Here is a 25,631-nt window from a genome sequence, read left to right as displayed (position 1 = left end):
TGTTTTAAGAATTATTAAATGTAATAATTCTAACTTGATAACAATTATCATTCAAAACTTCCCGTTTGTCAACCTCTATTATAATAACTTTAATTTAGAATTTGTGCCTACATTAGTCTTGAATATTTAACGGAAGAATATACGCGTTTACATTGGTCCTTTTTCCGCGGCTCCCCCGTAAAAACAAACGATACAAGGACTGCCTCTGCAAAAAGAAGTGGTCCTTGTATCGTTTTGCCTTGCTCTAGCCTGTTACATATTTCTCCGGTACTGGCCGCCGACCTCGTACAAAGCGGCGCTGATCTGACCGAGCGAAGCGACCTTCACTGTCTCCATCAGCTCGGCAAAAATGTTTTCGCCTGCCATCGCCACCTCTTGCAAGCGGCGCAGCGCTTGTGGCGCTACGTGGCGGTTGCGCTCCTGGAACGCGCGCAGATTGATGATCTGCTGTTCCTTTTCTTCCTCTGTCGCCCGCGCCAGCTCGATCTCGTAATCTTCCTCAGACGCGTTCGGATTGATAAAGGTGTTGACCCCGATGATCGGCAGCTCGCCAGTGTGCTTTTTCATTTCGTAGTACATCGACTCATCCTGGATTTTGCCGCGCTGGTACTGCGTCTCCATCGCTCCCAGCACGCCGCCGCGCGAGCTGATCCGCTCGAACTCCTGCATGACGGCTTCCTCCACCAGATCGGTCAGCTCGTCGATGATGAATGCGCCTTGCAGCGGGTTCTCGTTTTTCGCGAGCCCCATCTCCTTGTTGATAATCATCTGGATCGCCATGGCCCGGCGCACAGAGTTCTCTGTCGGGGTCGTAATCGCCTCGTCGTAGGCGTTGGTATGCAGAGAGTTGCAGTTGTCGTAAATCGCGATCAACGCTTGCAGCGTCGTCCGAATGTCGTTGAAATCCATTTCCTGCGCGTGCAAGGAACGTCCAGAGGTCTGGATGTGGTATTTCAGCTTTTGGCTGCGCTCGTTGCCGCCGTAGCGGTTTTTCATCACAGTCGCCCACACGCGGCGCGCCACCCGGCCGATGACCGTATATTCCGGATCGAGGCCATTGGAGAAAAAGAACGACAAATTCGGCGCAAAATCGTCAATGTGCATGCCTCTGCTCAAGTAATACTCCACGTACGTAAAGCCATTCGCCAACGTAAACGCCAACTGCGTGATCGGGTTAGCCCCCGCCTCCGCGATATGGTAGCCGGAAATGGACACGGAGTAGTAGTTGCGCACTTTATGGTCGATGAAATACTGCTGAATGTCGCCCATCATCCGCAGGGCAAACTCTGTCGAGAAAATACAAGTGTTCTGCCCCTGGTCTTCTTTCAAAATATCCGCCTGAACGGTTCCGCGAACAGTCGACAAAGTGTACGCCTTGATCTGCTCCGCTTCTTCCTCGGTCGGCTGGCGGCCTTCCCGCTGGACAAACTTCTCGATCTGCTGCTCAATCGCCGTGTTCATAAACATCGCCAAAATCATCGGTGCCGGGCCGTTAATCGTCATCGACACAGACGTGCTCGGCGCGCACAGGTCGAAGCCTGCGTACAGCTTTTTCATGTCGTCCAGCGTGCAGACGCTCACTCCGCTCGTCCCGATTTTCCCGTAAATATCCGGGCGGTAATCCGGGTCTTCGCCGTACAAGGTCACAGAGTCAAAAGCCGTACTGAGCCGCTTCGCTTCGTCGTTTTGCGAAAGGAAATGGAAGCGCCGGTTCGTGCGCTCAGGCGTGCCTTCGCCAGCAAACTGCCGCTTCGGATCTTCGCCCTCCCGCTTGAACGGGAACACGCCTGCCGTGTAAGGAAACTCGCCCGGCACATTTTCCTTCAGCGACCATTTCAAAATCTCGCCCCAGTCCTCGTAGTCCGGCACCGCTACTTTTGGAATGCGCGTACCCGACAGCGATTCCGTGAACAGTTTCGTGATGATTTCCTTGTCCCTGATTTTCGTGACAAACTGGTCCTTTCTGTACGCTTCCTTGAGCTTCGGCCAGTTGTCGAGAATCCGCCGGCACTCGGGATGCAGTTTCTCCTCAAACAGCCTGATCTGCTTGTCGAGCACCGCAACCAGCTCTGTCGCTGCCTCTTCCTGCGCCGCGAGCAGCGTCTCCTTTGCGCCGTGCAACTGATACAGCTTGCGGGCGATGGCAGACTGCTCCTCGGTGTACGCGCGGTATTGGCGGACCGTGTTGGCGATTTCCTGCAAGTAGTTGATTCTTTCTGTCGGAATCAACGAAGTTTTATGAATTTTTACCGGAGTCGTATCCAGATTCTCCACAGGCCAATCCACGCCTGTCTTTTCCACGATCCGATGCATCAGGGCAGCAAACAGCACATTTGTCCCCGGATCGTTAAACTGGCTGGCGATCGTTCCGTAGACGGGAATCTTCTCGTCAGGCAGATCGAACAACTGGTGGTTGCGGCGGTACTGCTTGCGCACCTCGCGCAAGGCATCCTCCGAGCCTTTTCGCTCAAATTTGTTGATCGCGATCACGTCGGCAAAATCAAGCATGTCGATTTTTTCCAGTTGGGACGGCGCGCCAAACTCGCTGGTCATGACGTACATGGAAACGTCGCACACCTCAGTCACTTGTGCATCGCCCTGGCCGATCCCGCTCGTCTCTACGATGATGAGATCAAACTGAGCCGCACGGGTAACCTGGATCGCGTCCTTCAAAGCGGCGGACAGCTCCATGCCGGACTTTCTCGTCGCCAGACTGCGCATGTAGACGCGCGGCGTATTGTTGGCATTCATACGGATGCGGTCGCCCAAAAGCGCTCCGCCCGATTTCTGCTTGGACGGATCGACAGACAAAATCGCGACAGTTTTTTCCGGATACGTGCGCATAAACCGGCGAACAAGCTCATCTGTCAGCGAGCTTTTTCCGGCCCCACCTGTGCCTGTGATCCCGAGCACCGGAATCGAGTCTCGCGCTTCCCGCACGCACTCCTTGAGCGGTTCCTTCCACTCCGGCTGATCGACGGCGTACTCCGCCACAGAGATCAGGCGGGCAATCGCCTTGTGGTTTTGCTCGCGCAAGCCAGCGACTTCGTTTTCCAACTGCTTGACTGTCGGAAAATCGCTGTTTCGAATCATGTCGTTAATCATGCCTTGCAAGCCCAAGCGTCTGCCGTCATCCGGCGAGTAAATTTTACAGACGCCGTATTCTTCCAGCTCCCGGATCTCGCGTGGAACGATGACACCGCCTCCGCCTCCGAAGACGCGGATATGCCCAGCTCCCCGTTCGCGCAAAAGATCAATCACGTATTTGAAATATTCCACATGGCCGCCCTGGTAGGAGCTGATGGCAATGCCTTGCACGTCCTCCTGAATGGCGGCGGTCACGATATCATCGACAGAGCGGTTGTGACCCAGATGGATCACTTCCACTCCCGAAGACTGCAAAATACGGCGCATGATATTGATCGAGGCGTCGTGACCGTCGTACAAGCTGGCGGCGGTCACGAAGCGAACCTTGTTTTGCGGACGATACACTTCGGTTTCCATCGTTCCACTCTCCCCCGAGATTCAATTAATTGACGTCAGTCGGAGACACTGATTTCCCGAAGCAGCAGCGTAATCTGCTTCTCGGTGTACTCCTCCAACGTATAGTGCTTGTGCAGAGCCCAGCGGCGGAACACCCACATTTCGCCCAACACCATGATATTGTCAGCCATCAGCTTGACATGCTTCTCATCGAGGCGCAGCGAGCCGTCGGCAATCCCTTTTTGCAGGATCTCGACAAAAATTTGCGCAATTTCTTCCTCACGTCCGAGAACGTAGCGCAGCGTTTCTTTTGGCAACGACTTCGACTCCTGGTAAATGAGCAGGACGCGGTCGCTCATCTGATCCATCACACGAAAGAAGCTGCGGATGGCGAGCTTTAAAATTTTCAGCCCTGTGCCGTTAAAATTGATCGCTTCGCGCAGGCGCGTCTCCATCTCGGCATGAATCGCATCGCAAACGAGATAGAGTACGTCTTCCTTGGATTCGATATATTCGTACAAGGTTCCGATACTGAACCCCGAAGCCCGGGCAATCTCCCTTGTCGTCGTCTTGTGAAAACCTTTATTGATAAAGAGATGAACGGCAGCCTCAATAATTTGCTCTCGCCGTTTTTCAATCAGTTTCGGGTCCTTTACCAAGGACGGTATGGTTTTTCTCTTTTCGGACACAACAAATCCACCTTTCCAACCGACTGAGCGTTTAGTCAGACACTTTCAGGAAAAGAAAGGAGCAAACGCTCTTCTTGCGTATCTTTTCGCACACCATTATACGCGAGGAAGAGCGCAAAGCCAAACCTTTCTTTTCCGCAGGCCCTATCAAAAAATCTTTTTGCTTTCAGCTAGTTGGATTGATCGTGGCTGCCGGTTGGCGCCTCGCTACTCTTTCAGCAGGTAGTTGCTGATGACGACACGCTGGATTTCATTCGTGCCTTCGTAAATTTGCGTGATTTTCGCATCGCGCATGAAGCGCTCCACCGGATACTCGCGGGTATAGCCGTAGCCGCCAAACACTTGCACCGCTTCGGTCGTAACTTCCATCGCGATATCGCCCGCGAATACTTTGGACATGGCCGATGCTTTTCCGTAAGGCAGTCCCTGATCTTCCAGCCACGCCGCCTGATAGGTGAGCAGGCGCGCCGCTTCAATCTTGGTCGCCATGTCAGCCAGCTTGAACTGGATCGCCTGCAACGAGGCAATCGGCTTGCCGAACTGGTTGCGCTCCTTCGCGTAGTTCAGCGCGTGCTCGAAGGCGCCCTGGGCAATTCCGACCGCTTGAGCGGCGATTCCGTTCCGTCCGCCGTCCAAGGTCATCATCGCGATTTTGAAGCCTTGGCCTTCTTCGCCCAGCCTGTTCTCTACCGGCACTCGCACATCTTCGAAATTGACAGCGAGCGTCGGCGAGGAACGGATGCCCAGCTTCTTCTCTTTTTTCCCCATCGTAAAGCCGTCCATGCCTTTTTCCACGATAAAAGCGGTGATTCCTTTGTGCTTCAGCTCTGGCTGGGTTACGGCAAAAACGATGTAGATTTCCGCTTCGCCCGCATTGGTGATGAAAATTTTGCTGCCGTTCAAAATGTAGTGATCGCCGTCGCGCACCGCTGTTGTGCGCATTCCTGCCGAATCGGAGCCGGAGCCTGGCTCAGTCAGACAGTAGGCCCCCATCTTCTTGCCCTCTGCCAACGGGCGCAGAAACTTTTGTTTCTGCTCCTCCGTTCCGAACTTGTAAATCGGCCAGCTAGCAAGCGAGACCTGCGCGGACAAGGTTACCCCGATTGACGCATCCACACGGGAGAGCTCTTCTACTGCAATGACGTAGCTCAAGTAATCCGCGCCAGCGCCTCCGTATTTTTCCGGCCAAGGGATGCCCGTCAGGCCAAGCTCAGCCATTTGCTCGAAAATGGATCGGTCGAAGCGCTCTTCCTCATCGCGCTCGGCTGCTGTCGGAGCTACCTGGTTTTCTGCGAAGTCGCGGATCATTTTGCGCATCATGTCATGTTCTTCGGTAAGCTGGAAATTCATGTTTTTCACTCCCCCATGTGCTTTGCGCCGGTCCTTGTCAGGCTACACAACTCTGACCGGACAACAGGCTCTATTAATCAGCAAGCAAATGCTTGGCGATGACGATTCGTTGAATTTCGTTCGTACCTTCGTAAATTTGCGTTACTTTGGCGTCGCGGAACAATCGCTCAACCGGGTATTCCCGGGTGTAGCCGTAGCCGCCGAACACCTGGACCGCTTCTGTTGCCAACTCCATCGCCGTGTCCGTTGCAAACCGCTTCGCCATAGAGGCTTCCATGCCGCAGGAGATTCCCTGGCTGCACAGCGACGCCGCGCGGTACACGAGCAGTCTGGCTGCCTCCGCCTTGGTCGCCATGTCCGCGAGCTTGAAGGCGATCGCTTGTTGCTTGGCAATCGGCTGGCCGAACTGCTTGCGCTCCTTGGCGTACTCTGTCGCGTAGTGAACCGCAGCCTCGGCGATGCCCAGCGCCTGTGCGGCAATCCCGATGCGTCCCGTATTCAGATTGGCCATCGCGATACAGAAGCCTTCTCCCTCCTGCCCCAGCAGGTTTGCAGCAGGCACACGCGCGTTGTCGAAAACAAGCTCGGTCGTGTAGGAGCCGTGCAGCCCCATCTTCTTTTCCTTTTTGCCGACGGTAAAACCTGGCGTATCTTTTTCCACGATGAAGGCGGAGATGCCCTTGGTGCCTTTCGTGGAATCGGTGACGGCAAACGTGATGTACGTATCCGCTTCGCCACCGTTCGTGATAAACACCTTGTTGCCGTTCAGGATGTATTCGTCGCCTTTTCGCACAGCGGTCGTCCTGATGCTGCTCGCATCCGATCCGGCATGCGGCTCGGTCAAGGCAAAAGCGCCAAGGTATTCGCCGCGGGCAAGCTTTGTCACGTATTTGCGCTTCTGCTCATCCGTTCCGAAGTACAAAATCGGATTGGTCCCTACAGAGGTGTGCACGGACAGAATCACTCCTACCGTTGCGCTCACTTTGGAAATTTCGTGAATCGCCAAAATGTAAGAGACAAAATCCGCTCCGGCACCGCCCCATTCTTCGGCGATCGGGATTCCCATCAGCCCCATTTCGCCCATCTTTTTGATGACCTGGCGGGGAAACTCATCCTTCTCTTCCATAATCGGAACAAACGGCGCAATTTCTTTTTGCGCAAAGTCGCGCACCATGCGGCGCATCATTTCCTGTTCTTCATTCAACCTGAAATCCATGTCCGTCCTACCTTTCTGCCGAATCATCAGTTAGTTGTACACGTAGAATCCTCGACCGGATTTTTTGCCTAGCCAGCCCGCTTTTACATATTTGCGCAACAACGGGCAAGGACGGTATTTGGAATCGCCGAAGCCTTCGTGCAGCACCTCCATGATGTAGAGGCACGTATCCAAACCGATGAAGTCCGCCAGTTGGAGAGGGCCCATCGGATGGTTCATGCCGAGCTTCATCACTTCGTCGATCGCTTCCGGCGTCGCCACACCCTCATATACACAGTAGATCGCTTCGTTGAGCATCGGCATCAGCACCCGGTTGGAGACAAAGCCCGGAAAATCATTGACGCTTACAGGCACTTTGCCCATTTGCTTGGACAAATCCTCTGTCAGTTGGTACACCTCATCTGCGGTTTGCAGTCCACGGATGATCTCGACCAGCTTCATCACGGGAACCGGGTTCATGAAGTGCATGCCGATCACTTTTTCCGGGCGCTTCGTCACAGCCGCAATCTCCGTAATCGGCAGAGACGAAGTATTGCTCGCCAAGATCGTATGCGGCGGACATACCTCGTCCAGCTTGGAGAAAATTCCTGTTTTCACCGCCATGTTTTCCGTCACAGCTTCGATGACAAAATCCGCTTCCGCAGCGTCCGCCAAGTCCGTCGACACGACGAGACGGGACAAGATCGCCTGCTTGTCGTCCTCGCTCAGCTTGCCTTTTTCCACGTTGCGCGACAGGTTTTTCGCAATCGTCGCCAGACCGCGCTCCACAAACGGCTGCTGCACGTCGTTCAAATAAACGCGAAAGCCTGCCTGCGCCGCTACCTGGGCAATCCCGCTGCCCATCTGTCCTGCTCCGATGACCATAATCGTTTGTACGTTCATGTAAAAGGCCTCCCTATTCCACTTTAATCAGGATAGCGTCTCCCTGTGCGGCACCGCTGCAAATCGCCGCGATCCCCAATCCGCCACCGCGTCTCTTCAATTCGTAAGCGAGGTGCATAATAATCCGCGCTCCGCTCGCGCCAATCGGGTGACCGAGCGCGATCGCTCCCCCGTTCACATTCACTTTTTCGTCGTCCCAGCCGACGATTTTGCCGCTCGTCAACGTCACGGCCGCGAACGCTTCGTTCACCTCGAACAGATCAATCTCGCCGAGCGACACCCCTGTTTTTTCAAGCAGCTTGTTGATCGCAAGACCCGGTGTTGTCGCGATGTAGGGCGCTTCGGCCCCCACCTGCGCATGCCCGAGAATCGTCGCCAGCGGCTTGATGCCCAGTTGCTTCGCTTTTTCGTCGGACATCAGCACCATCGCTGCCGCTCCGTCGTTGATTCCCGGCGCATTGCCTGCCGTAATTGTGCCGTCCTTTTTGTAGACCGGAGGCAGCTTGGCGAGTCCTTCCCTGGTGGTATCCGGGCGCGGTCCCTCGTCTTTTGTGACCAGCACCGGCTCTCCTTTTTTCTGCGGAATGGAGACGGCGACAATCTCTTCGGCAAAAAGCCCGGATTCCACTGCCTTGGCAGCCCGCTGCTGACTGCGCAGCGCCCACTCGTCCTGCGCTTCCCGCGTAATTCCGTACTCTTCGGCTACGTTGCTGCCGTGAATCGCCATCGGCACCTGGTCAAACGGACATGTGAGGCCATCGTACATCATCAGATCGCGCACGGTGGCATCGCCCATCCGCATTCCGTAGCGCGCATCCGGCAGAGCGTACGGCGCGTTGCTCATGCTCTCCATCCCGCCTGCGACGATGATTTCCCCGTCCCCTGCGCGAATAATCTGGTCGCCCATCGTGACGGCGCGCATCCCGGAGGCACATACTTTGTTGATCGTCTCGCTCGCCACATTCCAGGGCAGTCCGGCTTTGCGAGCGGCCTGGCGGGAAGGCACCTGACCCGCGCCTGCCTGTACGACCATTCCCATGATGACTTCGTCGACCTGGTCGCCGGAAATGCCGGAGCGCTCCACTGCCTCCTTGATGACGACAGCGCCGAGTTCTACCGCAGACAACGCTTTCAAAGAGCCGCCAAATTTACCAAACGGGGTACGTGCCGCCCCTACAATCACCGTTTTCATCGCATGCCCTCCATTCGGCTTTTTCGTAGCTTATTAACGAAAAATAAATTGATCGAGCGTTCGTTCATTTTATCTGCTATCTTCATTTTGCCGTCTTCTGTTCGATTAGTCAATGAATTAGGAAAAAAAGAACAGCCTGAGTTTTCCCTCGTATCAGGCTGTTTTCGCGGTGCCGATCCTCTCTGTTTTAGATCGCGTCCGCCAAAATTTCCGCTACATCGCGCGTCTTGACGTCGTCTTCCTTTTCCTTGGTCTTGATGCCGTCATTTATCATGGTCAGGCAGTACGGGCAGGCACTGGCGATTGCGGTCGGATTGACCTCCAACGCTTGCTCTGTGCGCGCCACGTTGACCCGCGTGCCCTCATGCTCTTCCATCCACATCAGACCGCCGCCCGCTCCGCAGCACATGCTGTCGCAGCCGCTGCGCTTCATCTCGACTACTTCCACCCCAGGAATTGCTTCCAGAATGACGCGCGGCTTGTCGTAAATCTCGTTGTAGCGCCCCAAATAGCAAGAGTCGTGATACGTAATGCGCTCCTTGACTTCCTTGGTCGGCTTCAGGCGGCCTTCCTTCACCCACTGGGCGAGCAGCTCGGAGTGGTGGTACACTTCGGCAGTCAGACCGAACTCCGGATACTCGTTTTTGAACGTATTGTACGCATGCGGGTCGCAGGTCACGATTTTTTTGACTTCGTAGCCTTCGAACAGCGCGATGTTTTCCTGCGCCAACTGCTGGAACAAAAACTCGTTTCCGATGCGGCGCGCTGTGTCTCCCGAGTTCTTTTCCTCGTTGCCGAGGATGGCGAACTTGACGCCTGCTTCGTGCATGAGCTTCACGAACGCCTGGGAAATTTTTTGGCTGCGCAAGTCAAACGACCCCATCGAGCCTACCCAGAACAAATACTCGAAGTCCTCGACCTGTTTGACCGTCGGCACTTCGTATTGCCCGTTCAGACCTTCGATCCACTTCATCCGGTCTTTGCGGTTGATTCCCCACGGGTTGCCCTGGCGCTCGATATTGTTCAAGGCGCGTTGCGCTTCGGCTGGCATGCTGCCTTCCGTCATCACCAGGTAGCGGCGCATGTCGATGATTTTTTCCACGTGCTCGTTCATGACCGGGCATTGATCCTCGCAGTTGCGACAGGTCGTACAAGCCCACAGCTCCTGCTCGGTAATCACATCGCCAATCAAGTTTTTCTCGTAGACAGATGTCGCCTCTTCGGCTGTGGCCGCTACTTCGGACGCTTGCAAAGCGATCTGGTTGGCCGTCGTTTGCGAAAACGCGAAGTTCGGCATCCACGGCGTGCGGGAGGTGACAGCCGCCCCTTTTTCCGTCAAATGGTCGCGCATTTTCGTAATCAGGTCCATCGGCGAAAGCATTTTTCCGGTACCGGATGCCGGACACATATTCGTACAGCGTCCGCACTCGACACAGGCGTACAGGTCGATCAACTGCGTTTGCGTAAAGTCCTCGATCTTGCCTACGCCGAACACTTCCTGCGTCTCGTCCTCGAAGTTGATGCTGGACAGCTTGCCGGGCGGGTCGAGCTTTTTGAACCAGACGTTTACCGGAGCAAACAGCAAGTGCGCATGCTTGGACTGCGGCACGTAGACGGCAAAGCCCAGCAAAATAATCAGATGCGCCCACCAGAATACGTAAAACAGAACCGCTCCACCTGTCGTCCCTACGCCAATCGCGGAAAACGCCATCGCGATCACGGAGGAAATCGGCGCAAAGACGGATGCTTCATGGCCGAGCCAGATTTGCTCGAAGGCGAGGGAAAGCAGCACGGTCGCCATCAGGGAAGAGATCAGAAGCAGGACGATCCCTGACTTGAAGCCGCGCTTCAACCGCTTCAGCTTCTCGATATAGCGGCGGTAAAAGGCGTACCCGACGGCGGCCAGGATGAGAAACGTAGTAATCTCCTGCATGAGCGAAAAATATTTGTGAGCGCTGCCAAACGGAAGCTCGAAGCCTTTGGACAGCCCCTTGATAACCAGCTCAATCGCGCCGAACTGGAGGATAATGAAGCCGTAAAACATCACGACGTGCATGATCCCGCTCTTTTTGTCCTTCAACAGCTTCTTGTGGAAAATGACGTTGTCCAGCATCAGGTTGATACGTGCGCCAAAGTCATCTTTCACATCTGGCTTTTTGCCCAGCTTGATGAACAAATATCTGCTGTACACAACATGTCCGGCCAGATACAGCCCGTAAGCGAGCACCAGGAAAAACGCGATCAGATTGATAAGTGCCAGCATGTTTCTACTCCCCCACTTTCACGAGTTGTCTTTACTTTCTATCTTATCAGAATCAAAAAGAAAAATGAATGACTATTCAGTCGGTTAGTTTGATTTTTTAAAAGAATGAAATAAAACCGACTGAACGTTCGCTCATATTGCTGTAATCTGATCTTATCACATAAGTGGCAAATCAACCATCCTCCAAATAAAGTTGGAAATATTCTCATTAGAAAAGTGGGCGGCGCCAGGCTGTTTAGCGCAGCCTTCGTACCGGCATTGCTGTCTCACTTCATGCGGAGTGTGGAGTTCGGAGTTCGGAAGTCTCGCTCTCGCTATGCTGCCCTTTTTTTCGGATGTACAAAAAACAAGCGGCCGCCTGTTCGTAGCAGGCAGCCGCTTTACGTTCCTTTTTGCTCTCTTTATTTGCCGGACGCTTCTTTTGTTTCTACTGCGCTTTGTTCCTTTTTCGCCTTTTGCTCCATGCGCACATCGGCCAGCGACTTGACTTTTGTCGCCTTGATGCGCTTGTTGCGCGGCAGGTCGGCCGGCTCCAGGTTGTCTGCTTCATCCTGCATGAGCGCAGCGATACCGACTGCCTTGCCTTTTGCCGCGATGCAGTATTCGCAGTTTTCCTCGTCGTGCTCATGGTACTGCTTCGGCTCCGGATACGAAGTGATTACGCCTTCGAAGTTGCGCAGCACCACTTTGTCGGACGCCTGGGAAATAATGTAGTTCGGGCTGACCGGAATTTTCCCGCCGCCGTGCGGAGCATCCACCACGAAGGTCGGTACGGCGTAGCCGGAAGTATGGCCGCGCAGGTGCTCGATGATTTCGATTCCTTTGCTGACGGGAGCGCGGAAGTGGCCGATCCCTTCAGACAGGTCGCATTGATAGATGTAGTACGGACGGACGCGAATTTTTACCAGATCCTGCACCAGCTTTTTCATCGTGTTGGGGCAGTCGTTGATTCCGGCGAGAATGACGGCCTGGTTGCCCAGAGGCACGCCCGCGTTTGCCAGCATTTCGCAAGCCTGCTTCGCTTCCGGCGTAATTTCCTTAGGATGGTTGAAGTGTGTATTGAGCCATACAGGATGGTATTTTTTCAGGATGTTGCACAAGTTTTCCGTAATCCGCTGCGGGAATACAACAGGCGCACGGGTACCGATGCGGATGATCTCCACATGCGGGATCGCGCGCAGGCTGCTGATGATGTATTCCAGCACGCGGTCGTTGATTAACAGTCCGTCTCCGCCAGAGAGAAGCACGTCACGCACTTCCGGTCTGCTGCGGATGTATTCAATACAGGCGTCGAGCTGTTTCTTTGGCACGCCCATCCCGATCTGGCCGGAGAAGCGGCGGCGCGTGCAATAGCGGCAGTACATCGAGCATTGGTTCGTGACAAGGAAAAGCACGCGGTCCGGATAGCGGTGCGTCAGGCCGGGAACCGGAGAATCCGTGTCCTCGTGCAGAGGGTCTTCCATGTCGTACTTCGTGCGCACCATTTCCGAAGACAGCGGTACGGATTGCATGCGCACCGGATCTTTCGGATCGTCCACGTCCATCAGGGAAGCGTAGTACGGCGTAATATTCAAAGGAATGGTTTGCGTCGAAATGCGCACGCCCTCTTCCTCTTCCGGCGTCAGGTTGATGACCTGCTTCAAATCATCTACGGTCTTGATGGTGTGGGTCAACTGCCACATCCAGTCATTCCACTTTTCTTCCGGCACGTCCTTCCAAAGCTCAATGGAACGCCAGTCACGTCTTGTCGCTACTGTCATCTGCTTCACATCTCCTCTCGTCTGTAGTGAACCCTCATGCGTTTCACTCGACCAAGTAAAGATGCAAGGGTCGTGCCAATCAAATCTAAAGATTTAGAAAATAAGAAATAGATCGTTTTGTAAGCGTTTCGCTCGTCTAGTCTGTCTGTTTGGGCTGCCGAATTTTCGGCATTCAACAGGGCGGGATCATCCGTTTCGAAAGCTTGTATTGCAGCGTTTGCCTGGGGATTCCCAAAAGCTTCGCCGCGCGCAGTACGTTGCCATCAGTCTTTTTCAGTGCGTCCCCGATGATCCGCTCCTCCAGCTCGCGCAGAAGCTCGGGCAGTGTACAGCCTTCCTTTACCGCGAGCAAGGAAACCGGGTCTGACGAGAGTGTGTGCAGAGGCGTTTCCGGCAGCGCACGCTCCAGCATATGAGCGGGCAGATGCTCCAGCAGCAACATGTCGCCCTCGACCATGTTCATCGCAGCCTCGACGACGTGCTCCAGCTCCCGGACGTTACCCGGCCAGTCGTAGCGCGCAAACAGTTGGGCCACCTCCTGGCTGACTCCGCGCACATTCATGGCGAACTCGCGGTTGAATTTGCTCAAAAAGTGCTCCACCAGCAGTTCCACATCTTCTCTGCGCTCGCGCAACGGCGGCAATTCAAAGGAAACGACATTGATCCGATAGTACAGGTCGGTTCGCATCAGGCCGCGCTCCACAAGCGATTGCGGAGCTTCGTTGACGGCCGCAATGACGCGGACGTCGACTTTGGTCGACTGGCTTCCGCCGATTCGCCGAATCTGCCCATCCTGCAGCACGCGCAGCAGCTTTGCCTGCAAATCGAGCGGCATGCTGTTCAACTCATCCAAAAACAACGTGCCGCCGTCTGCCAGTTCAAACAGCCCGGGGCGATCGTCCGCTCCCGTAAAGCTTCCCTTCACCGTGCCGAACAACAGGCTCTCCAGGAGAGACGCGGGAAGCGCCGCACAGTTTTGCGCGATAAACGGCTTGCCGCTGCGCGAAGACGCCTGGTGGATGGACTGGACAAACAGCTCCTTCCCCGTCCCCGTCTCGCCGTAAATCAGCACGGGCGAAGTCGTTCGCGCCGCTTTTTTCGCCCGTTCCTTCAGCCGTTTCATCTTTTCGCTCTTCGTCAAAATGTCGTCGAAGTGAAAGGCAAGCTCCTCCGCTCCCCGCTTGGCGCGCTTCGGCTTGCTGATCTTCGCCTGCAAGTCGACGAGGCGCTCCGACAGCTCTTTCAGCTTGCCGATATCTTTGGCGACCTCGACTGCGCCGACCAGCCTTTTGCCGACGCGTACCGGAAGCGTCGTGTTGACCGTCTCGACCCGCATCCCTTTCCAGTTTTTGTACGTCTGTGTCTGATTGTAGATCGCGTCCCCGCTCTCGATTACGCGCAGCAGCGTGCTCGAATGCCGATCAAGCGACGGAAACACCTCCAGAAGCGGCTTTCCGAGCACTTCCTCTGGCGTAAGCCCGTCAAGCCTGGCCGCGACGTGGTTATAGAAAATCGTGATTCCATCCGCATCGACTACGTGAATCCCCTCATCAATTGCCCCCAGTATCGCCTGCAACATTTCCACCGTATCAGACAACGGCATGCTGGCCTCCACTCCTTTCAACCTTGCTGCCAAAAAACCATCACTATGCCGAAAATTCGGCAAATGCGCATCAGCCTACCGATTTCGCGCGACCTGAATCGAGAGCATCATCGTGTACAGCAAATGTCCCAAAACCCATATAAAAAACGCGGTCCACGTCATTTGCACCTTGCTCAGCAGGCTAAAAGGCAAAAAGGCGACCGCGAACGCAAGCATCCAGCACAGCAAATAGCGGATGGTTTTGCCGCGATTATCCCGCGGGTAAAAATACATGAGAAAAAAGGCGATGATGACACTGATGAAAAGGTGAATCAACAGCTCTGCAATCGACGGCAAATTTTCCATGCCCGGGACGTAGCTGACATCGATCAGCACAGGAAACGTACTGGTTTCGAACAAACCGTCCCCCAGCGCCAAAAAGGCAGCCAAACCAAGCCCGGCAATGAGGCCATTTACGAGTACGAACACGCCTGTGCCCTCCTTCCATATCCTGCCGCGAGTCCTTCTATTGTACGTGCAAAAAACCGCCCTTGCAAAGAGCGGCTTATTTTCCAAGTTCGATTTTCAGTTCGTGCTCGCCCGCGTACTGCTCGTTCATCCAGGTCTGGTAAAAAATTTCCACCTGCACCGGCGCTTCCTCCGCATAGCGGATGCGCAGCTTGCTCGTGTGCGTCTCCATCGCAAACGGGCCGTACGGGCTTTGGTAGGTACCGTGCGTGCTGGCCCCTTTTTCAAAATGCTGTCTGGTCGACACGCCTCCCTGGCGCACGAGTGTAACGGCTCTGTCCGTCAGCTTGAGCGTCGTACTGACTTCCCCCACGCCTTCCAACTGTTCTTTGTACGTCAAATACCAAGCGCTGGCTTTTTGCACGAGCTTCCCTTCGTACTGATGCGTCGATTCATCCCATTCGCCGTTGACGCGATGTCTGGCTGACAGCTTCATCTGTACTTCTTGCATGACGACTTCCACACTCCATGATTTCTACTTTCTGTCCGCAAATCATCCATTCATTTTACGATCATCCCTCGTGGGTTGCAACCGCCTGTTCTTTTGCGTCAGCCAAAAGGAAGCGCATCGTCGCCGCGACACCGATCGCCGCCAGCAAGAGCAATCCCGCGAGAACGAGGTAGCCTGCACCTGCTCCCGTGTAGTCGATCATGACGGTAAAGACGCCGATGAGCACAAGGCGCATCATCATGCCAAGCGAGTTGAAAAAGCTCATCACTCGCCCCATAAACTGCTTCGGCACGACGGTCATGTAGAGCGACTGCCGGATGAGGCGGACAGAGGCGTTGCTCCAGCCGTAAAACGTGTAGGCAGCGATCAAAGCCCAGCCGTAGGGCAAAGCCACCATCGCCACAATCACTACGGCAAACAGCAGCGTATTTCCGACCATGGCCGCAAGCTGTCCCATTTTGCGCACAACGACCGACACCAGGATGCCGGCTGCGACCGCTCCCAGCGCATACGCCATCTCCCCGAAGGAATACACCGAGACATCCGCCTTCAACGTTTGGCTGACGTAGACAGGCTTCAGCAGATTGCTCGCCATGACGGCGATAAACGGCATCAGCGCACAAATCCCGAAGACGAGAAAGCCTTTTTTCTCCTTTATGTAGCGCCAGCTTTGGCCGAACTGGCTGACCCAGGATACGCCCTGGCTCAGCTTCGCCTCGCCCTCCAGCGTGAACGTGTATTTCATCGTAGAGAGCAGACAGAAGGCAAACAGATACGTCAGCGCATTGAACAAAATGACAATGTGCAAGCCATAGTGGCCGAGCAAAATGCCGGAAAAAGCCCCTGCCAGTACAGACGCCGTCTGCCCCTCGATCTCCAGCAGGCTATTGATATCGCTGTAGTGCCTTGGCTCAAACGTTTCCTGGACAAGCGCAGACTGTGCCGGATAGTGAATCTGGTACATGAAGGTCGTCACCAGGTAAATCGTAATCAGCATCCACTCGTAGTACTCTCCGAAAAATCCCCAGGCAGCCAATATCCCGAGCACGCCGAAGCCGATCAGGTTTTCCACGAGCAGCATTTTTTTGCGGGAAAAACGGTCAATCAGCGTCCCGATGTACGGCCCGATGAAAAACATCAGGACCGCAGAGCTGAACATGGTAGAACCCAAAAGCTGTGCAGAGCCTGTCGTCTCCACCAAATACCAGGCAATCCCGATCATCGTCATGCCCTGACCGAAGCCGGAAAAAAGATTGGAGAAAAACAGCTTGCGAAACTGGACGTGAGCAAAAACCTCTCTCATACGAAACAACTCCCTTGAAAAAAGCTTCGGCAGCTTTTTACTCTGTATGGCAATTTTATCTATTTTTATATACTTTGTAAACAAAAATGTTGTTTAAGTGACTGAATGATAGGACTGCCTCCAGTTACCTCTAGGCGGGACAGCATGAAAAAAGCCCCCGGCTTTTTGCGAAAACCGGAGGCTTGTCTGTTGTTCGTATTGTTATTTTACAAAGCTGAGCAGCAGCTCGCGCACGATTTTCGATGCCACGATTTGCGTCATCTCGCTGTGATCGTACACAGGAGCCACTTCCACCAGGTCGCAGCCGATGACATTGGCGCCGTTTTTCGCCATGTAGTGGATGGTGTCCAACAGCTCGCGGGAAGTAATGCCGCCTGCTTCGGTTGTGCCTGTGCCAGGTGCGTGCGCCGGGTCCAGAACATCAATGTCGATGGTCAGGTAGATCGGACGGTTGCCGATCGTCGGCAGCACTTGCTTCACTGGCTCCAGCACATCGTATTTGTACAGGTGCATGTTTTCCTTCGCCCAGTCGAACTCTTCCTTCATGCCGCTGCGGATGCCGAAAGAATACACATTTTTGCCGCCGATCAGGTTGCACACCTTTTTGATTGGCGTGGAGTGGGAATACTGGTATCCTTCATAGTTGTCGCGCAGGTCAGTATGCGCGTCAAAGTGGAAGACTACCATGTCCTTGTACTTTTCATAAACGGCCTGGAATACCGGCCAAGACACGAGATGCTCGCCGCCCAGTCCGAGTGGGAACTTGCCGTCTTCCAGCACTTTTGCCACGAACGTGCGGATTGCATCCAGGCTGCCTTCGACGTTTCCAAAAGGAAGCGGAATGTCGCCTGCGTCAAAGTATTTGATGTCTTCGAGCAGCCTGTCCAAGTACGGGCTGTACTCTTCCAGACCGATCGACACTTCGCGGATACGGGCAGGGCCGAAACGGGACCCCGGACGGAAGCTGACTGTCCAGTCCATCGGCATGCCGTAAATCACTGCTTGGCTTTCTTCATAGCTGCTGTGGCTGCGGATGAAGACATTGCCGGAGTATGCTTCGTCAAAACGCATCAGGGTTGTCCTCCTCCGATTAGTCGCGGGTCAGCTCAGCCACAAAGTTTGGCAGTTTGAAAGCAGCGTGGTGAACTTCCGCATTGTAGTATTTGGTACCCAGGTCTTTGATTTTCGCCGGATCTACTTCCAACGGATCGTACTGCTTGGAAGCGATGGTGAAGCTCCACAGACCGGATGGATAAGTAGGGATGCTGCAAGTGTACAGACGAGTAACCGGGAAGATGGATTTCAGGTCTTTGAATACGCGTTTGATGAGATCGCGGTTGAACCATGGAGATTCGGTTTGCGCCACCATGATGCCGTCCGGTTTCAGCGCATCGTGAATGCCTTGGTAGAAGCCTTTTTCGAACAGACCTACCGCTGGTCCCACTGGCTCTGTCGAGTCAACCATAATCACATCGTACTCGCCTTTGTGGTCATGGATATGCTTGATCCCGTCAATTACTTGCACGTCGACCTTTGGATTACCAGTCAGTGCGCTTGCAATTTCAGGGAAGTATTTTTTGCAGGATTCTATTACGCCACCGTCGATTTCGGCCAGAACTGCTTTTTCCACAGCCGCATGCTTCACGATTTCACGGATTGCACCGCCGTCGCCGCCACCGACAACCAGAACCTTTTTCGGGTTTGGATGCGTATTGAGAGCGATGTGAGAAATCATCTCGTGGTAAACAAACTCATCGACATCGGTGGTCATAACCATGCCATCAAGTACTAACATGCGACCAAACTGCTTCGTAGTAATGACGTCGATTTGTTGAAACTCGGATTTCTCACTGTATAGGGTATCAGTAATTTTCGTTGTTATCCCGTGATTTTCCGTTTGTTTTTCGGTGTACCACAATTCCATATTCATGGTTATGTAACCTCCTTCAATTGACCGCATGAAAATACAATATAACAAGAAAATTATAGTAGCTGCCAATCAAAAAGCAAGTTTTTTTTCTGTGCGGCCGAAAAAGCTGCTCTCCCTGCCGTTTTTCAGGCGACAGGCAAGTTTATCCAGCAAACGGCTTACCCATACTAGAAGTATCATGCGTCCTTTAGTATGTCCTCTTTTGGGCGAAAAACGTCTCGCTGTTTTTTCAAAAAAAGGAGATGGGACCGCCAGTCAGTCAGCAAAACGACCATCACCGTTTTGCTCATTCAAACGATAGAAAGGAGGAGAGGCAAAATGGAAGTCATGCGCGAGCACTCCCTGCTCCGTTATTTACGCTGGGTCAAGAAATTTGTAAAATTTTCCATACTCAGCCTATTATGCTTATCTTTTGCCATTTTGCTGTTGATTTTGTACTTGCGTTCCCAACCGCTTCCCGAGACATTCGTGAAGCAGACGACAACGATTTACGCCTCTAATGGAGAAGTGCTGGACACGATGCATCGGGGAGAAAACCGCATTTCTGTCCCGATCCAGGAAATATCGCCTGCGCTCATCAACGCGACAATCGCCATCGAAGACCGTTCGTTTCGGGAGCATTACGGCTTCGACTGGAAACGGCTGGCCATGGCCGCCTACGTCGACGTCATCAACATGGACATGCGCCAGGGAGCCAGCACGATCACCCAGCAGTTGGCGCGCAATCTGTATTTGACGTTGGACAAGACATGGGAAAGAAAGATCAAGGAAGCGCTGCTCGCTATTCAGTTGGAGCTGAATTATAGCAAAGATGAAATTTTGGAAATGTACATGAACCAAATTTATTACGGTCACTCTGCCTATGGAGTCCAGGCGGCCGCCCAAACGTATTTCGGCAAGGACGCCAAAAACTTGACCGTAGCCGAAAGCGCGATGCTGGCAGGCATTCCGAAAGGCCCTACTTACTACTCTCCTTTCGTTGATTTTGAGCGGGCAAAATCGCGGCAAAAGCTCATTCTCGAAGCGATGGAACGCGACGGGATGCTCACGGCCAAAGAAGCCGAGCAAGCTTATGCGGAGCCGATCAAGCTGAAACAGCGCACTGCGGAAAATATCGCCGAGCAGGCCCCGTATTTCCGTGATTACATCGCGAATCTGGTGAAAAACAAGTACGGCATTGACGAGGAAAAATTCATCCACGGCGGCTTGAAAATCCATACGACGCTCGACCCGGTCATGCAAAAAAAGGCGGAGGAAATCATCGCTTCGACGCTGCCAAAGGACAATCCGAACCTGCAAGCCGCATTGGTTGCCATGGACCCTGCTACCGGTCATATCAAAGCAATGGTCGGGGGACGGGATTACAAAACGAGCCAGTACAATCGCGTACTCGGCAAAAGACAGCCGGGCTCTTCCTTCAAGCCGATCATGTACCTGGCAGCCCTGCAAAACGGCTACACGCCGCTGACGATGATGAAAAGCGAGCCGACCGTGTTCACCTACGACAATAACAAGCAGTACATTCCGAGCAATTTCGGCGGACGGTATGCAAACGCGATGATTAACATGCGCGAAGCCATCAAAACTTCCGACAACATTTACGCAGTGAAAACCATTGATTTTCTCAGTCCGCAAAAAGTCGTCGAGCAAGCCAAAAGCTTGGGCATTACCAGCCCGATGCAAGCCGTACCTTCTCTGGCGCTGGGAACGTCTCCCGTCTCCCCGCTGGAGCTGAATGCGGCTTATGCGGCCATCGTCAACAAGGGAGAAGCTGTTCAACCAATCGCAATCACCTCGATTGAGGACAGCGAAGGCAACATTTTGGTCGAAGAAAAGACGGAAAAAACCCGTGTAGCCGATCCAGTCGCCTCAGCGCTCTTGGTCAATATGATGCAAAGCGTATTTGAGCGCGGCGGAACCGGGTATCGAGTCGCAAACGAGTTGAATCGGCCCGTGGCCGGGAAGACAGGCTCTACCGATTATGATGCCTGGCTGAGCGGATTCACGCCTCAACTGGTAGCGACGGTCTGGGTAGGATACGACAAAAATCAAAAAGTGGACGATGTGAAAGAAGGCTATATGTCCAAAAAAATTTGGGCCAGCTTCATGGAAAGCGCGCTAAAAGGACAACCACCCGCCCTCTTTGACATGCCGGCAGGCGTCGTGTCCGTCTACATTGATCCGGCATCCGGGAAATTGGCGACCGAGCATTGCCCGAACCCCCAGTTGTTTTATTTCGCCAGCGGAACAGAACCGCACGATTACTGCACCGATCACATTCCGGCCGACCACCAGGCGCCTACACCGCTCACTCCACCTGATTCGTCGACGTTTTGGCAGCGGATGGGCAGTTGGTGGAAGCCTGAGCAATAAGGGGGCAAAAGGAAAAGGACGCACTCGCGAGGAGTTGCGTCCTTTTTTTCATTCACGAAAACGACTGGTTGTTGTCTCCGCCGCCTACAACGCCGTCTCCATCTGCGAAGACGTGGTCGTTGACGACCGTAATCAGCCCGGCCTGATCGAGTTGCTCCAATACTTCAAACAAGCTTTCCCGTTTGCCCGCCGGGAGCTTCCGGACGAAGTTGTTGATTTCAACAGGTGACACATGCGTGCGGAAATGGACGCCGCCGTGCTTCACAAAATGGTCATGGGACTGCTCCTGCTCACGCGGATTTTCACTCATTCGTACCGCCCCTTCCGTCAGACAGTTTGGTTCGAGCCTCATTAGTGTTCCGCGTTCGCCACAAAGCATGACCTGTAAAAAAAGCCTGATGTGTATTTACTCCAATGTGTATTTGCTGAGGGGAACATGCTTGCGCCATTGGCTTGAATCACAACGGCAGCATGAACACAAACAGGGAAAGAGTGACGGCTCTTTCCCTGTTTGTTGACCCAGTGTACATGTACACAGATATAGAAATAAGTTTACCTGACTTCAATTCTGGTAACAATTGATTTCACAATTTGTTCACAGACCGTTCACGATTTCCAGCATTAGGACAAACTTCGCTTTAATTCCTCTGAAGAATTTTCAAACATGGCCGCATTGTTGTCGATCAACAATTTTTTCAGCGCCGCTTTTTCCTTTTCGCCCAGTTCTTCGAGCATGATACGGCGCTTCATGGAGTAGTCCATCCGATTCACATGGTCCGCCAAAATTTTGTATCCGCGGCGCGCTTCCCGATCAATTTCCATATAGCACGCAGTCGCACCAGCATAGTACGGGCCATTTTCGTTGCGGTCAACGGTTACCCAAACGAGCCAATAAGGCTTTCCGTTCGGCACTTCTTCTTTGTTCGTCGTCCATTTGATCCCTTTTTCAACCGAGCTTTTCGCATGCAAAGCGCCCATGTCGATGTACGCCTCGTCGCCGTCGATGATGACCGACGATACCGCATTCAAGTCGAGTACACCTTGACCAAACCCGCCATGAACATCGGTTTTGCCGCTCATGATCGTAAAGCCGCCTTTTTTGTTATCAAAAATATCCATTTACACGCCCTCCAGACACAGATTCTCCTTTCTTTATTCTACTCGGAAACCAACAGCGACGCAATTTGCCCATGTGCCCGGTTATTTCCCGTTCATTTTTCGAGCGGTTCGTTGCCCGCCGCCTGCTTTCTTCGGTATCGCTTCATGACCTTGTCGAATAGCCACATTATCAAGGTAAGAAGCAGAGCAGAATGAACCGCCATCGCGGCTTTGATAATCAGCAGCGAGCCCAGCATAGTACTGGAAGGAACGGCTATCATGTAGTACAAAAAACTGGTGAGAAACGCCGCGCCAAACGTCGGCCAGCCGCGAAACCCAAACACCGCCCACATGCAGCCTGTCACAATCAGCCCGATGATCGGTCCTCCCAATTCAATGGAATACATAAACGGGCCGAGAAATAGCCAGACAAATAAGTTGTCCATTTTTCAGGTCCTTTCTAAACTTTTACTTTTTGGCTTTACTTTTTGGCTGTCGCCTGATACTGGTGGACGATCCTGTCGTCCGCTCCCGGCGCAATGTTGTTGCTTGTTGCGGTTGCGGATTGTAGCTGTTTGCGTTATTTTACTGGGCACCATTTGTTGCTTGCGAATGGTTCTCTGTGTTCGTTGTATTAGCTTCGTTTGTTGTGTATGAGTGGTTCTCCGCTTCGTTCTATGAATGCGATTAGTCTACTGAGTGCTTTTCTTGCGACAGGCCATGCTCGTCCAGGCGGTAGCGCTTGCCGTGTTCCTCATCGTCTCGCGAATCTTCTGACGAAAAACGTTTGATGATAAACTTCGGCGAGTTTTCATCCTGTTGCGGTGGAGGCGTTTCAAACTCCAGCTCCTCTTGGTCGAGCACATGGATGACGACAATGTTGCCGTGGTACTCGATAGCGAGATCGTCCCGCACTTCCTTTTCGTCGGCAGCAAGGGTGATGATACTGCCATTTTTGTGGAACGTCAGCTCAGGAAACGTTCCGTCCTCTTTGGAAATAATGTAGTACAAATACTTGGCGCTTTTCCCCGGGACTTGATTGCGCAGCCCAGGCTGTGTTTCCTCGATTCCTTTCAGCAGTTGGGTCACTTGCTTCATGACTTCCGGAATGGTCGGCAGCTTGGCATGCTCTCCTGTCACATAATACCTTTTCTTTATGTCTTTTTGGGCGTAGTTGGCGCTGATATAGGGGACGGTTCCGTCTCCCAGTCCCTGGTCGTAATAAGGCACCCATTCGTTGTGGTACGCGTCGAAGAAGTAGCCTAAAAAAGTCGTTTGACCTGTGCCGACAATGGAATACTGCGGCACATTGATCGTCTTTTTGTCCCATTTTTCATGGAGCGATCCGCCTTGCTTGACCAGTGGAGCGTAATCCAGGCGAATTTTTTTGTCCTGCAAAAATTCTGTGTAGCTGTAAGTATCGTTACGGTTTTTTCTCAGGAAACCAGCCGTTTCAAAGTACTTTTTGGACGGCAGCAGTTCGTACACAGCCGGAGCGTATTCCGAAATGATTTTTCCTGTCTCCTCATCCATCCACGGAATCGAGAAATTGTACCCGTACTTGATGGCCTGATAAGCTCGCGGGGAACCGAGAAACGGCGTACCCATGTAGACGATGCGATTGATTTTTGGCTGATACGAAACGTTTGCAAGCAGCGTCTCTCTCGTCAGCAAGCCGCCCATGCTGTGCGCGACCAAATGAACCTGCCGTGCCCCTGACCGCTCCAGGGCGAGATCGATTTTTTTCTTCAACTCGGTCGCATTTTTCGTACTGCTGTATCGCCAGTCATACGGCATGGCGAAAATGGTGCGGTGCTTTTTGTAGCCCATCCTCTCCAGTTCCTTTACCATGCTGTAATACTGCTCCGTCATATTGCGGACAGGGTCCAGCGGAGAATAGGAAAGATACTCAATGGCGCTGAATCCTTCATCGTCACGTTCCGGGTAAATAGTGACGCCCGTTTCCCTCGGCCGCACCTCGACACTGTTCGGCCTCGTCGGCTCCAGGGAGAGCAGGCGCCGATGCTTAGGGTCATTGATTCCAAGCAGACTGTCGCCAAGGCCAAGCCATATTTCTGAGGCTTTGCCGTTTTCCTCTGCAACCAGACGGGAGCCACCTATCCCCGGGATCAAGATGACCGGAATCGTCTTCGCAGCCACGTTAAGCTTGTAGGAATTGGGCGTGAAGCCGGATCGCTTGCTGGCCATTACTTTGATGATGTAGCTTCCGGGATTGACGTTCATGATGATTTGCTCGTTGGCGTTTTTCGGTTTTTCTGATTTCGCCAGTACTTTGCCTTGTTCATCCTGCACATACAGGTCCATGTCCATCCCCGCGGGAATGTCTTTTAGATCGACCATGAAAGTCGATGTCAGCGAAAAGGAATAGCGGTAGTAATCGACGTCTGTGTTCGCATGCAGATTCCCGGTAAGCGACGCAGAAAAATCGGCGGGCAGTTCATGCGCCTCCTGTAACGTGTTGTTAGGCTCGTACCCATCGGCTTTTGCATCCGACTGGTCAGCCAGAAAATCAGCCCGCAGGCGGTAGTAGAAATCTTTATGGTGGGATTCCCGTTGCCCTTTTACTGCGATGTAATACCATTGGTCTTTTTCCAGTCCGATGCCTTCGACGGACTCGTCGCTCTCTTCTGGGCGTTCGGAACGGCCAAGCTCGTTTTGCTCTGCATCAAATACGTACAGTTGATAGTCTTGACCGTATGGAATCTCGCGCAAGGAAACATTCATCCGCCCGTGCTTCGTCCCTTTGATCTTCCAATAATCCACGTCGCCTGCCGCCCCGATCTTCCCTCTGGCATCCTTTCCGTCAAACAGCCAGTCGGCTTTTCCAAACGTATCGTTAGGCTCCAGTTCAAAAATAACCTCTCTGCTGCGCAGCTCGATTTCTTCCGGCTTGCCGCTGGCTGCAAAGTCGGCGTAAAACTCTTGCGCCAACTCGTCCAGCGTCTGGTCGGCATCGTTGGAGTCAGACTCGTCTATGCCGGACTCATCCTCGTTGTGGCTGACTGCTTCAACCTCGTCTGCCTGGCTTGTCGTTTGCCCTTGCCTCTGCTCGAAAAGCGTGGTTAACGCCAGCAACTCCGCATTCACCTCTGCACGTCTGCCCCAGGACGCCTTCTTCACCGTCAGCTTTTCCGCGTAAGTCATGTCTCTACCAGCCAGATCAAGCTGCCAGCTTACCAATGGCTCGTCCTCATCCGGCTCGCGCAGGCTTATCAGTAAAGGGCTGTCTCCTGTAGGCTGTACAGCGGCGGATATACGTGAATCGTTGCGAAAGGTGCGGCTCTTGTTTTCGCCATCCTGGGCAATTTCCAGCTCGATCCGCTCAGGACTTGTTGACAATTGCGCCTGAATGCGCACCTCGCCCTTTTCCACCCAAGCCCACGCCGCTTCGACGAAAAGCTCACGCTCTCTGGCCCATCCGGTCCCGACAGCATTCGTCCAGCACATCACCAACAAAAAAAGGAAATAAGACAGGCGCTTGGCCGTTTTCATCGTAACACTCCCCCTCAT

The 25,631-nt window shown here is 53.4% G+C and carries 19 protein-coding genes; 1 reads left to right on the top strand and 18 read right to left on the bottom strand.

What is annotated here, in order from left to right; genetic code table 11:
* Positions 1 to 252: 252 nt before the first annotated feature.
* From icmF to speE, 14 genes are all read right to left on the bottom strand, one after another.
* Positions 253 to 3,504 carry a fused isobutyryl-CoA mutase/GTPase IcmF gene (gene icmF, locus BA6348_RS04820; protein ID WP_005827834.1) on the bottom strand — a complete coding sequence of 1,084 codons (3,252 nt, stop codon included), beginning with the start codon at positions 3,502 to 3,504 and terminating at the stop codon, positions 253 to 255.
* A gap of 35 nt (positions 3,505 to 3,539) precedes the next feature.
* On the bottom strand, positions 3,540 to 4,172 hold the full coding sequence (locus BA6348_RS04815; RefSeq protein WP_005827837.1) for a TetR/AcrR family transcriptional regulator: 633 nt from the start codon (positions 4,170 to 4,172) through the stop codon (positions 3,540 to 3,542).
* A 207-nt stretch (positions 4,173 to 4,379) separates the two neighbouring features.
* Complete coding sequence (locus BA6348_RS04810) at positions 4,380 to 5,522, bottom strand: acyl-CoA dehydrogenase (protein ID WP_005827839.1); 1,143 nt, start codon at positions 5,520 to 5,522, stop codon at positions 4,380 to 4,382.
* 73 nt (positions 5,523 to 5,595) lie between these two features.
* Positions 5,596 to 6,738: an acyl-CoA dehydrogenase gene (locus BA6348_RS04805; RefSeq protein ID WP_007786110.1), complete on the bottom strand. Its 1,143-nt coding sequence runs from the start codon at positions 6,736 to 6,738 to the stop codon at positions 5,596 to 5,598.
* A 30-nt stretch (positions 6,739 to 6,768) separates the two neighbouring features.
* The gene (locus BA6348_RS04800; protein ID WP_122953087.1) at positions 6,769 to 7,620 is read right to left on the bottom strand and encodes a 3-hydroxybutyryl-CoA dehydrogenase; all 852 of its coding nucleotides are present in this window, start codon (positions 7,618 to 7,620) and stop codon (positions 6,769 to 6,771) included.
* A 13-nt stretch (positions 7,621 to 7,633) separates the two neighbouring features.
* Positions 7,634 to 8,812 carry an acetyl-CoA C-acetyltransferase gene (locus BA6348_RS04795; protein WP_007786114.1) on the bottom strand — a complete coding sequence of 393 codons (1,179 nt, stop codon included), beginning with the start codon at positions 8,810 to 8,812 and terminating at the stop codon, positions 7,634 to 7,636.
* A gap of 187 nt (positions 8,813 to 8,999) precedes the next feature.
* Entirely contained in the window at positions 9,000 to 11,075 is a 2,076-nt protein-coding gene (locus BA6348_RS04790) for a (Fe-S)-binding protein (RefSeq protein WP_026557571.1), read from the bottom strand.
* A gap of 401 nt (positions 11,076 to 11,476) precedes the next feature.
* A complete protein-coding gene (kamA, locus tag BA6348_RS04785; RefSeq protein ID WP_005827844.1) occupies positions 11,477 to 12,835 on the bottom strand; it encodes a lysine 2,3-aminomutase in 1,359 nt (452 codons plus the stop codon).
* A 172-nt stretch (positions 12,836 to 13,007) separates the two neighbouring features.
* Complete coding sequence (locus tag BA6348_RS04780) at positions 13,008 to 14,438, bottom strand: sigma-54 interaction domain-containing protein (RefSeq protein WP_005830247.1); 1,431 nt, start codon at positions 14,436 to 14,438, stop codon at positions 13,008 to 13,010.
* A gap of 75 nt (positions 14,439 to 14,513) precedes the next feature.
* Positions 14,514 to 14,906 carry a hypothetical protein gene (locus tag BA6348_RS04775; RefSeq protein WP_005830249.1) on the bottom strand — a complete coding sequence of 131 codons (393 nt, stop codon included), beginning with the start codon at positions 14,904 to 14,906 and terminating at the stop codon, positions 14,514 to 14,516.
* A 76-nt stretch (positions 14,907 to 14,982) separates the two neighbouring features.
* Positions 14,983 to 15,396 (bottom strand): YwiB family protein, encoded by a 414-nt coding sequence (locus tag BA6348_RS04770; protein ID WP_005830251.1) that lies wholly within the window; start codon positions 15,394 to 15,396, stop codon positions 14,983 to 14,985.
* Positions 15,397 to 15,457: 61 nt separating this feature from the next.
* The gene (locus tag BA6348_RS04765) at positions 15,458 to 16,699 is read right to left on the bottom strand and encodes an MFS transporter (protein ID WP_005830252.1); all 1,242 of its coding nucleotides are present in this window, start codon (positions 16,697 to 16,699) and stop codon (positions 15,458 to 15,460) included.
* Positions 16,700 to 16,900: 201 nt separating this feature from the next.
* The gene (gene speB, locus BA6348_RS04760; RefSeq protein WP_005830254.1) at positions 16,901 to 17,770 is read right to left on the bottom strand and encodes an agmatinase; all 870 of its coding nucleotides are present in this window, start codon (positions 17,768 to 17,770) and stop codon (positions 16,901 to 16,903) included.
* 19 nt (positions 17,771 to 17,789) lie between these two features.
* Positions 17,790 to 18,623 carry a polyamine aminopropyltransferase gene (gene speE, locus BA6348_RS04755; RefSeq protein WP_005830256.1) on the bottom strand — a complete coding sequence of 278 codons (834 nt, stop codon included), beginning with the start codon at positions 18,621 to 18,623 and terminating at the stop codon, positions 17,790 to 17,792.
* A gap of 324 nt (positions 18,624 to 18,947) precedes the next feature.
* On the opposite strand from speE, the gene BA6348_RS04750 reads away from it, so the two are divergent.
* The gene (locus BA6348_RS04750; protein ID WP_005830258.1) at positions 18,948 to 21,002 is read left to right on the top strand and encodes a transglycosylase domain-containing protein; all 2,055 of its coding nucleotides are present in this window, start codon (positions 18,948 to 18,950) and stop codon (positions 21,000 to 21,002) included.
* Between the two features lie 52 nt (positions 21,003 to 21,054).
* Here BA6348_RS04750 and BA6348_RS04745 read toward each other — a convergent pair whose 3' ends face one another.
* The 4 genes from BA6348_RS04745 to BA6348_RS04730 form a co-directional block, all read right to left on the bottom strand.
* Positions 21,055 to 21,312: a hypothetical protein gene (locus BA6348_RS04745; protein ID WP_005830260.1), complete on the bottom strand. Its 258-nt coding sequence runs from the start codon at positions 21,310 to 21,312 to the stop codon at positions 21,055 to 21,057.
* A gap of 311 nt (positions 21,313 to 21,623) precedes the next feature.
* A complete protein-coding gene (locus tag BA6348_RS04740) occupies positions 21,624 to 22,121 on the bottom strand; it encodes a YwhD family protein (RefSeq protein WP_005830262.1) in 498 nt (165 codons plus the stop codon).
* 92 nt (positions 22,122 to 22,213) lie between these two features.
* Positions 22,214 to 22,546, bottom strand: coding sequence for a hypothetical protein (locus BA6348_RS04735; RefSeq protein WP_026557573.1), 333 nt, complete (start codon positions 22,544 to 22,546; stop codon positions 22,214 to 22,216).
* A gap of 241 nt (positions 22,547 to 22,787) precedes the next feature.
* Entirely contained in the window at positions 22,788 to 25,613 is a 2,826-nt protein-coding gene (locus BA6348_RS04730) for a lipase/acyltransferase domain-containing protein (RefSeq protein ID WP_005830267.1), read from the bottom strand.
* Positions 25,614 to 25,631 lie beyond the last annotated feature (18 nt).

Origin of the sequence: Brevibacillus agri, from assembly GCF_004117055.1 — a bacterium.
Classification (GTDB): Bacteria; Bacillota; Bacilli; order Brevibacillales; family Brevibacillaceae; genus Brevibacillus; species Brevibacillus agri.
Note: the sequence above shows the minus strand (reverse complement) of the source record. Positions and strands in the feature narration are given on the sequence as shown.

Coding starts and splice junctions, on each gene's coding strand:
- icmF (WP_005827834.1), bottom strand. CDS start 3,504: ATGGAAACCGAAGTGTATCGTCCGCAAAACAAGGTTCGCTTCGTGACC.
- BA6348_RS04810 (WP_005827839.1), bottom strand. CDS start 5,522: ATGAATTTCCAGCTTACCGAAGAACATGACATGATGCGCAAAATGATC.
- BA6348_RS04805 (WP_007786110.1), bottom strand. CDS start 6,738: ATGGATTTCAGGTTGAATGAAGAACAGGAAATGATGCGCCGCATGGTG.
- BA6348_RS04800 (WP_122953087.1), bottom strand. CDS start 7,620: ATGAACGTACAAACGATTATGGTCATCGGAGCAGGACAGATGGGCAGC.
- BA6348_RS04795 (WP_007786114.1), bottom strand. CDS start 8,812: ATGAAAACGGTGATTGTAGGGGCGGCACGTACCCCGTTTGGTAAATTT.
- BA6348_RS04790 (WP_026557571.1), bottom strand. CDS start 11,075: ATGCTGGCACTTATCAATCTGATCGCGTTTTTCCTGGTGCTCGCTTAC.
- kamA (WP_005827844.1), bottom strand. CDS start 12,835: ATGACAGTAGCGACAAGACGTGACTGGCGTTCCATTGAGCTTTGGAAG.
- BA6348_RS04780 (WP_005830247.1), bottom strand. CDS start 14,438: ATGCCGTTGTCTGATACGGTGGAAATGTTGCAGGCGATACTGGGGGCA.
- BA6348_RS04770 (WP_005830251.1), bottom strand. CDS start 15,396: ATGCAAGAAGTACAGATGAAGCTGTCAGCCAGACATCGCGTCAACGGC.
- BA6348_RS04765 (WP_005830252.1), bottom strand. CDS start 16,699: ATGAGAGAGGTTTTTGCTCACGTCCAGTTTCGCAAGCTGTTTTTCTCC.
- speB (WP_005830254.1), bottom strand. CDS start 17,770: ATGCGTTTTGACGAAGCATACTCCGGCAATGTCTTCATCCGCAGCCAC.
- speE (WP_005830256.1), bottom strand. CDS start 18,623: ATGGAATTGTGGTACACCGAAAAACAAACGGAAAATCACGGGATAACA.
- BA6348_RS04750 (WP_005830258.1), top strand. CDS start 18,948: ATGGAAGTCATGCGCGAGCACTCCCTGCTCCGTTATTTACGCTGGGTC.
- BA6348_RS04745 (WP_005830260.1), bottom strand. CDS start 21,312: ATGAGTGAAAATCCGCGTGAGCAGGAGCAGTCCCATGACCATTTTGTG.
- BA6348_RS04740 (WP_005830262.1), bottom strand. CDS start 22,121: ATGGATATTTTTGATAACAAAAAAGGCGGCTTTACGATCATGAGCGGC.
- BA6348_RS04735 (WP_026557573.1), bottom strand. CDS start 22,546: ATGGACAACTTATTTGTCTGGCTATTTCTCGGCCCGTTTATGTATTCC.
- BA6348_RS04730 (WP_005830267.1), bottom strand. CDS start 25,613: ATGAAAACGGCCAAGCGCCTGTCTTATTTCCTTTTTTTGTTGGTGATG.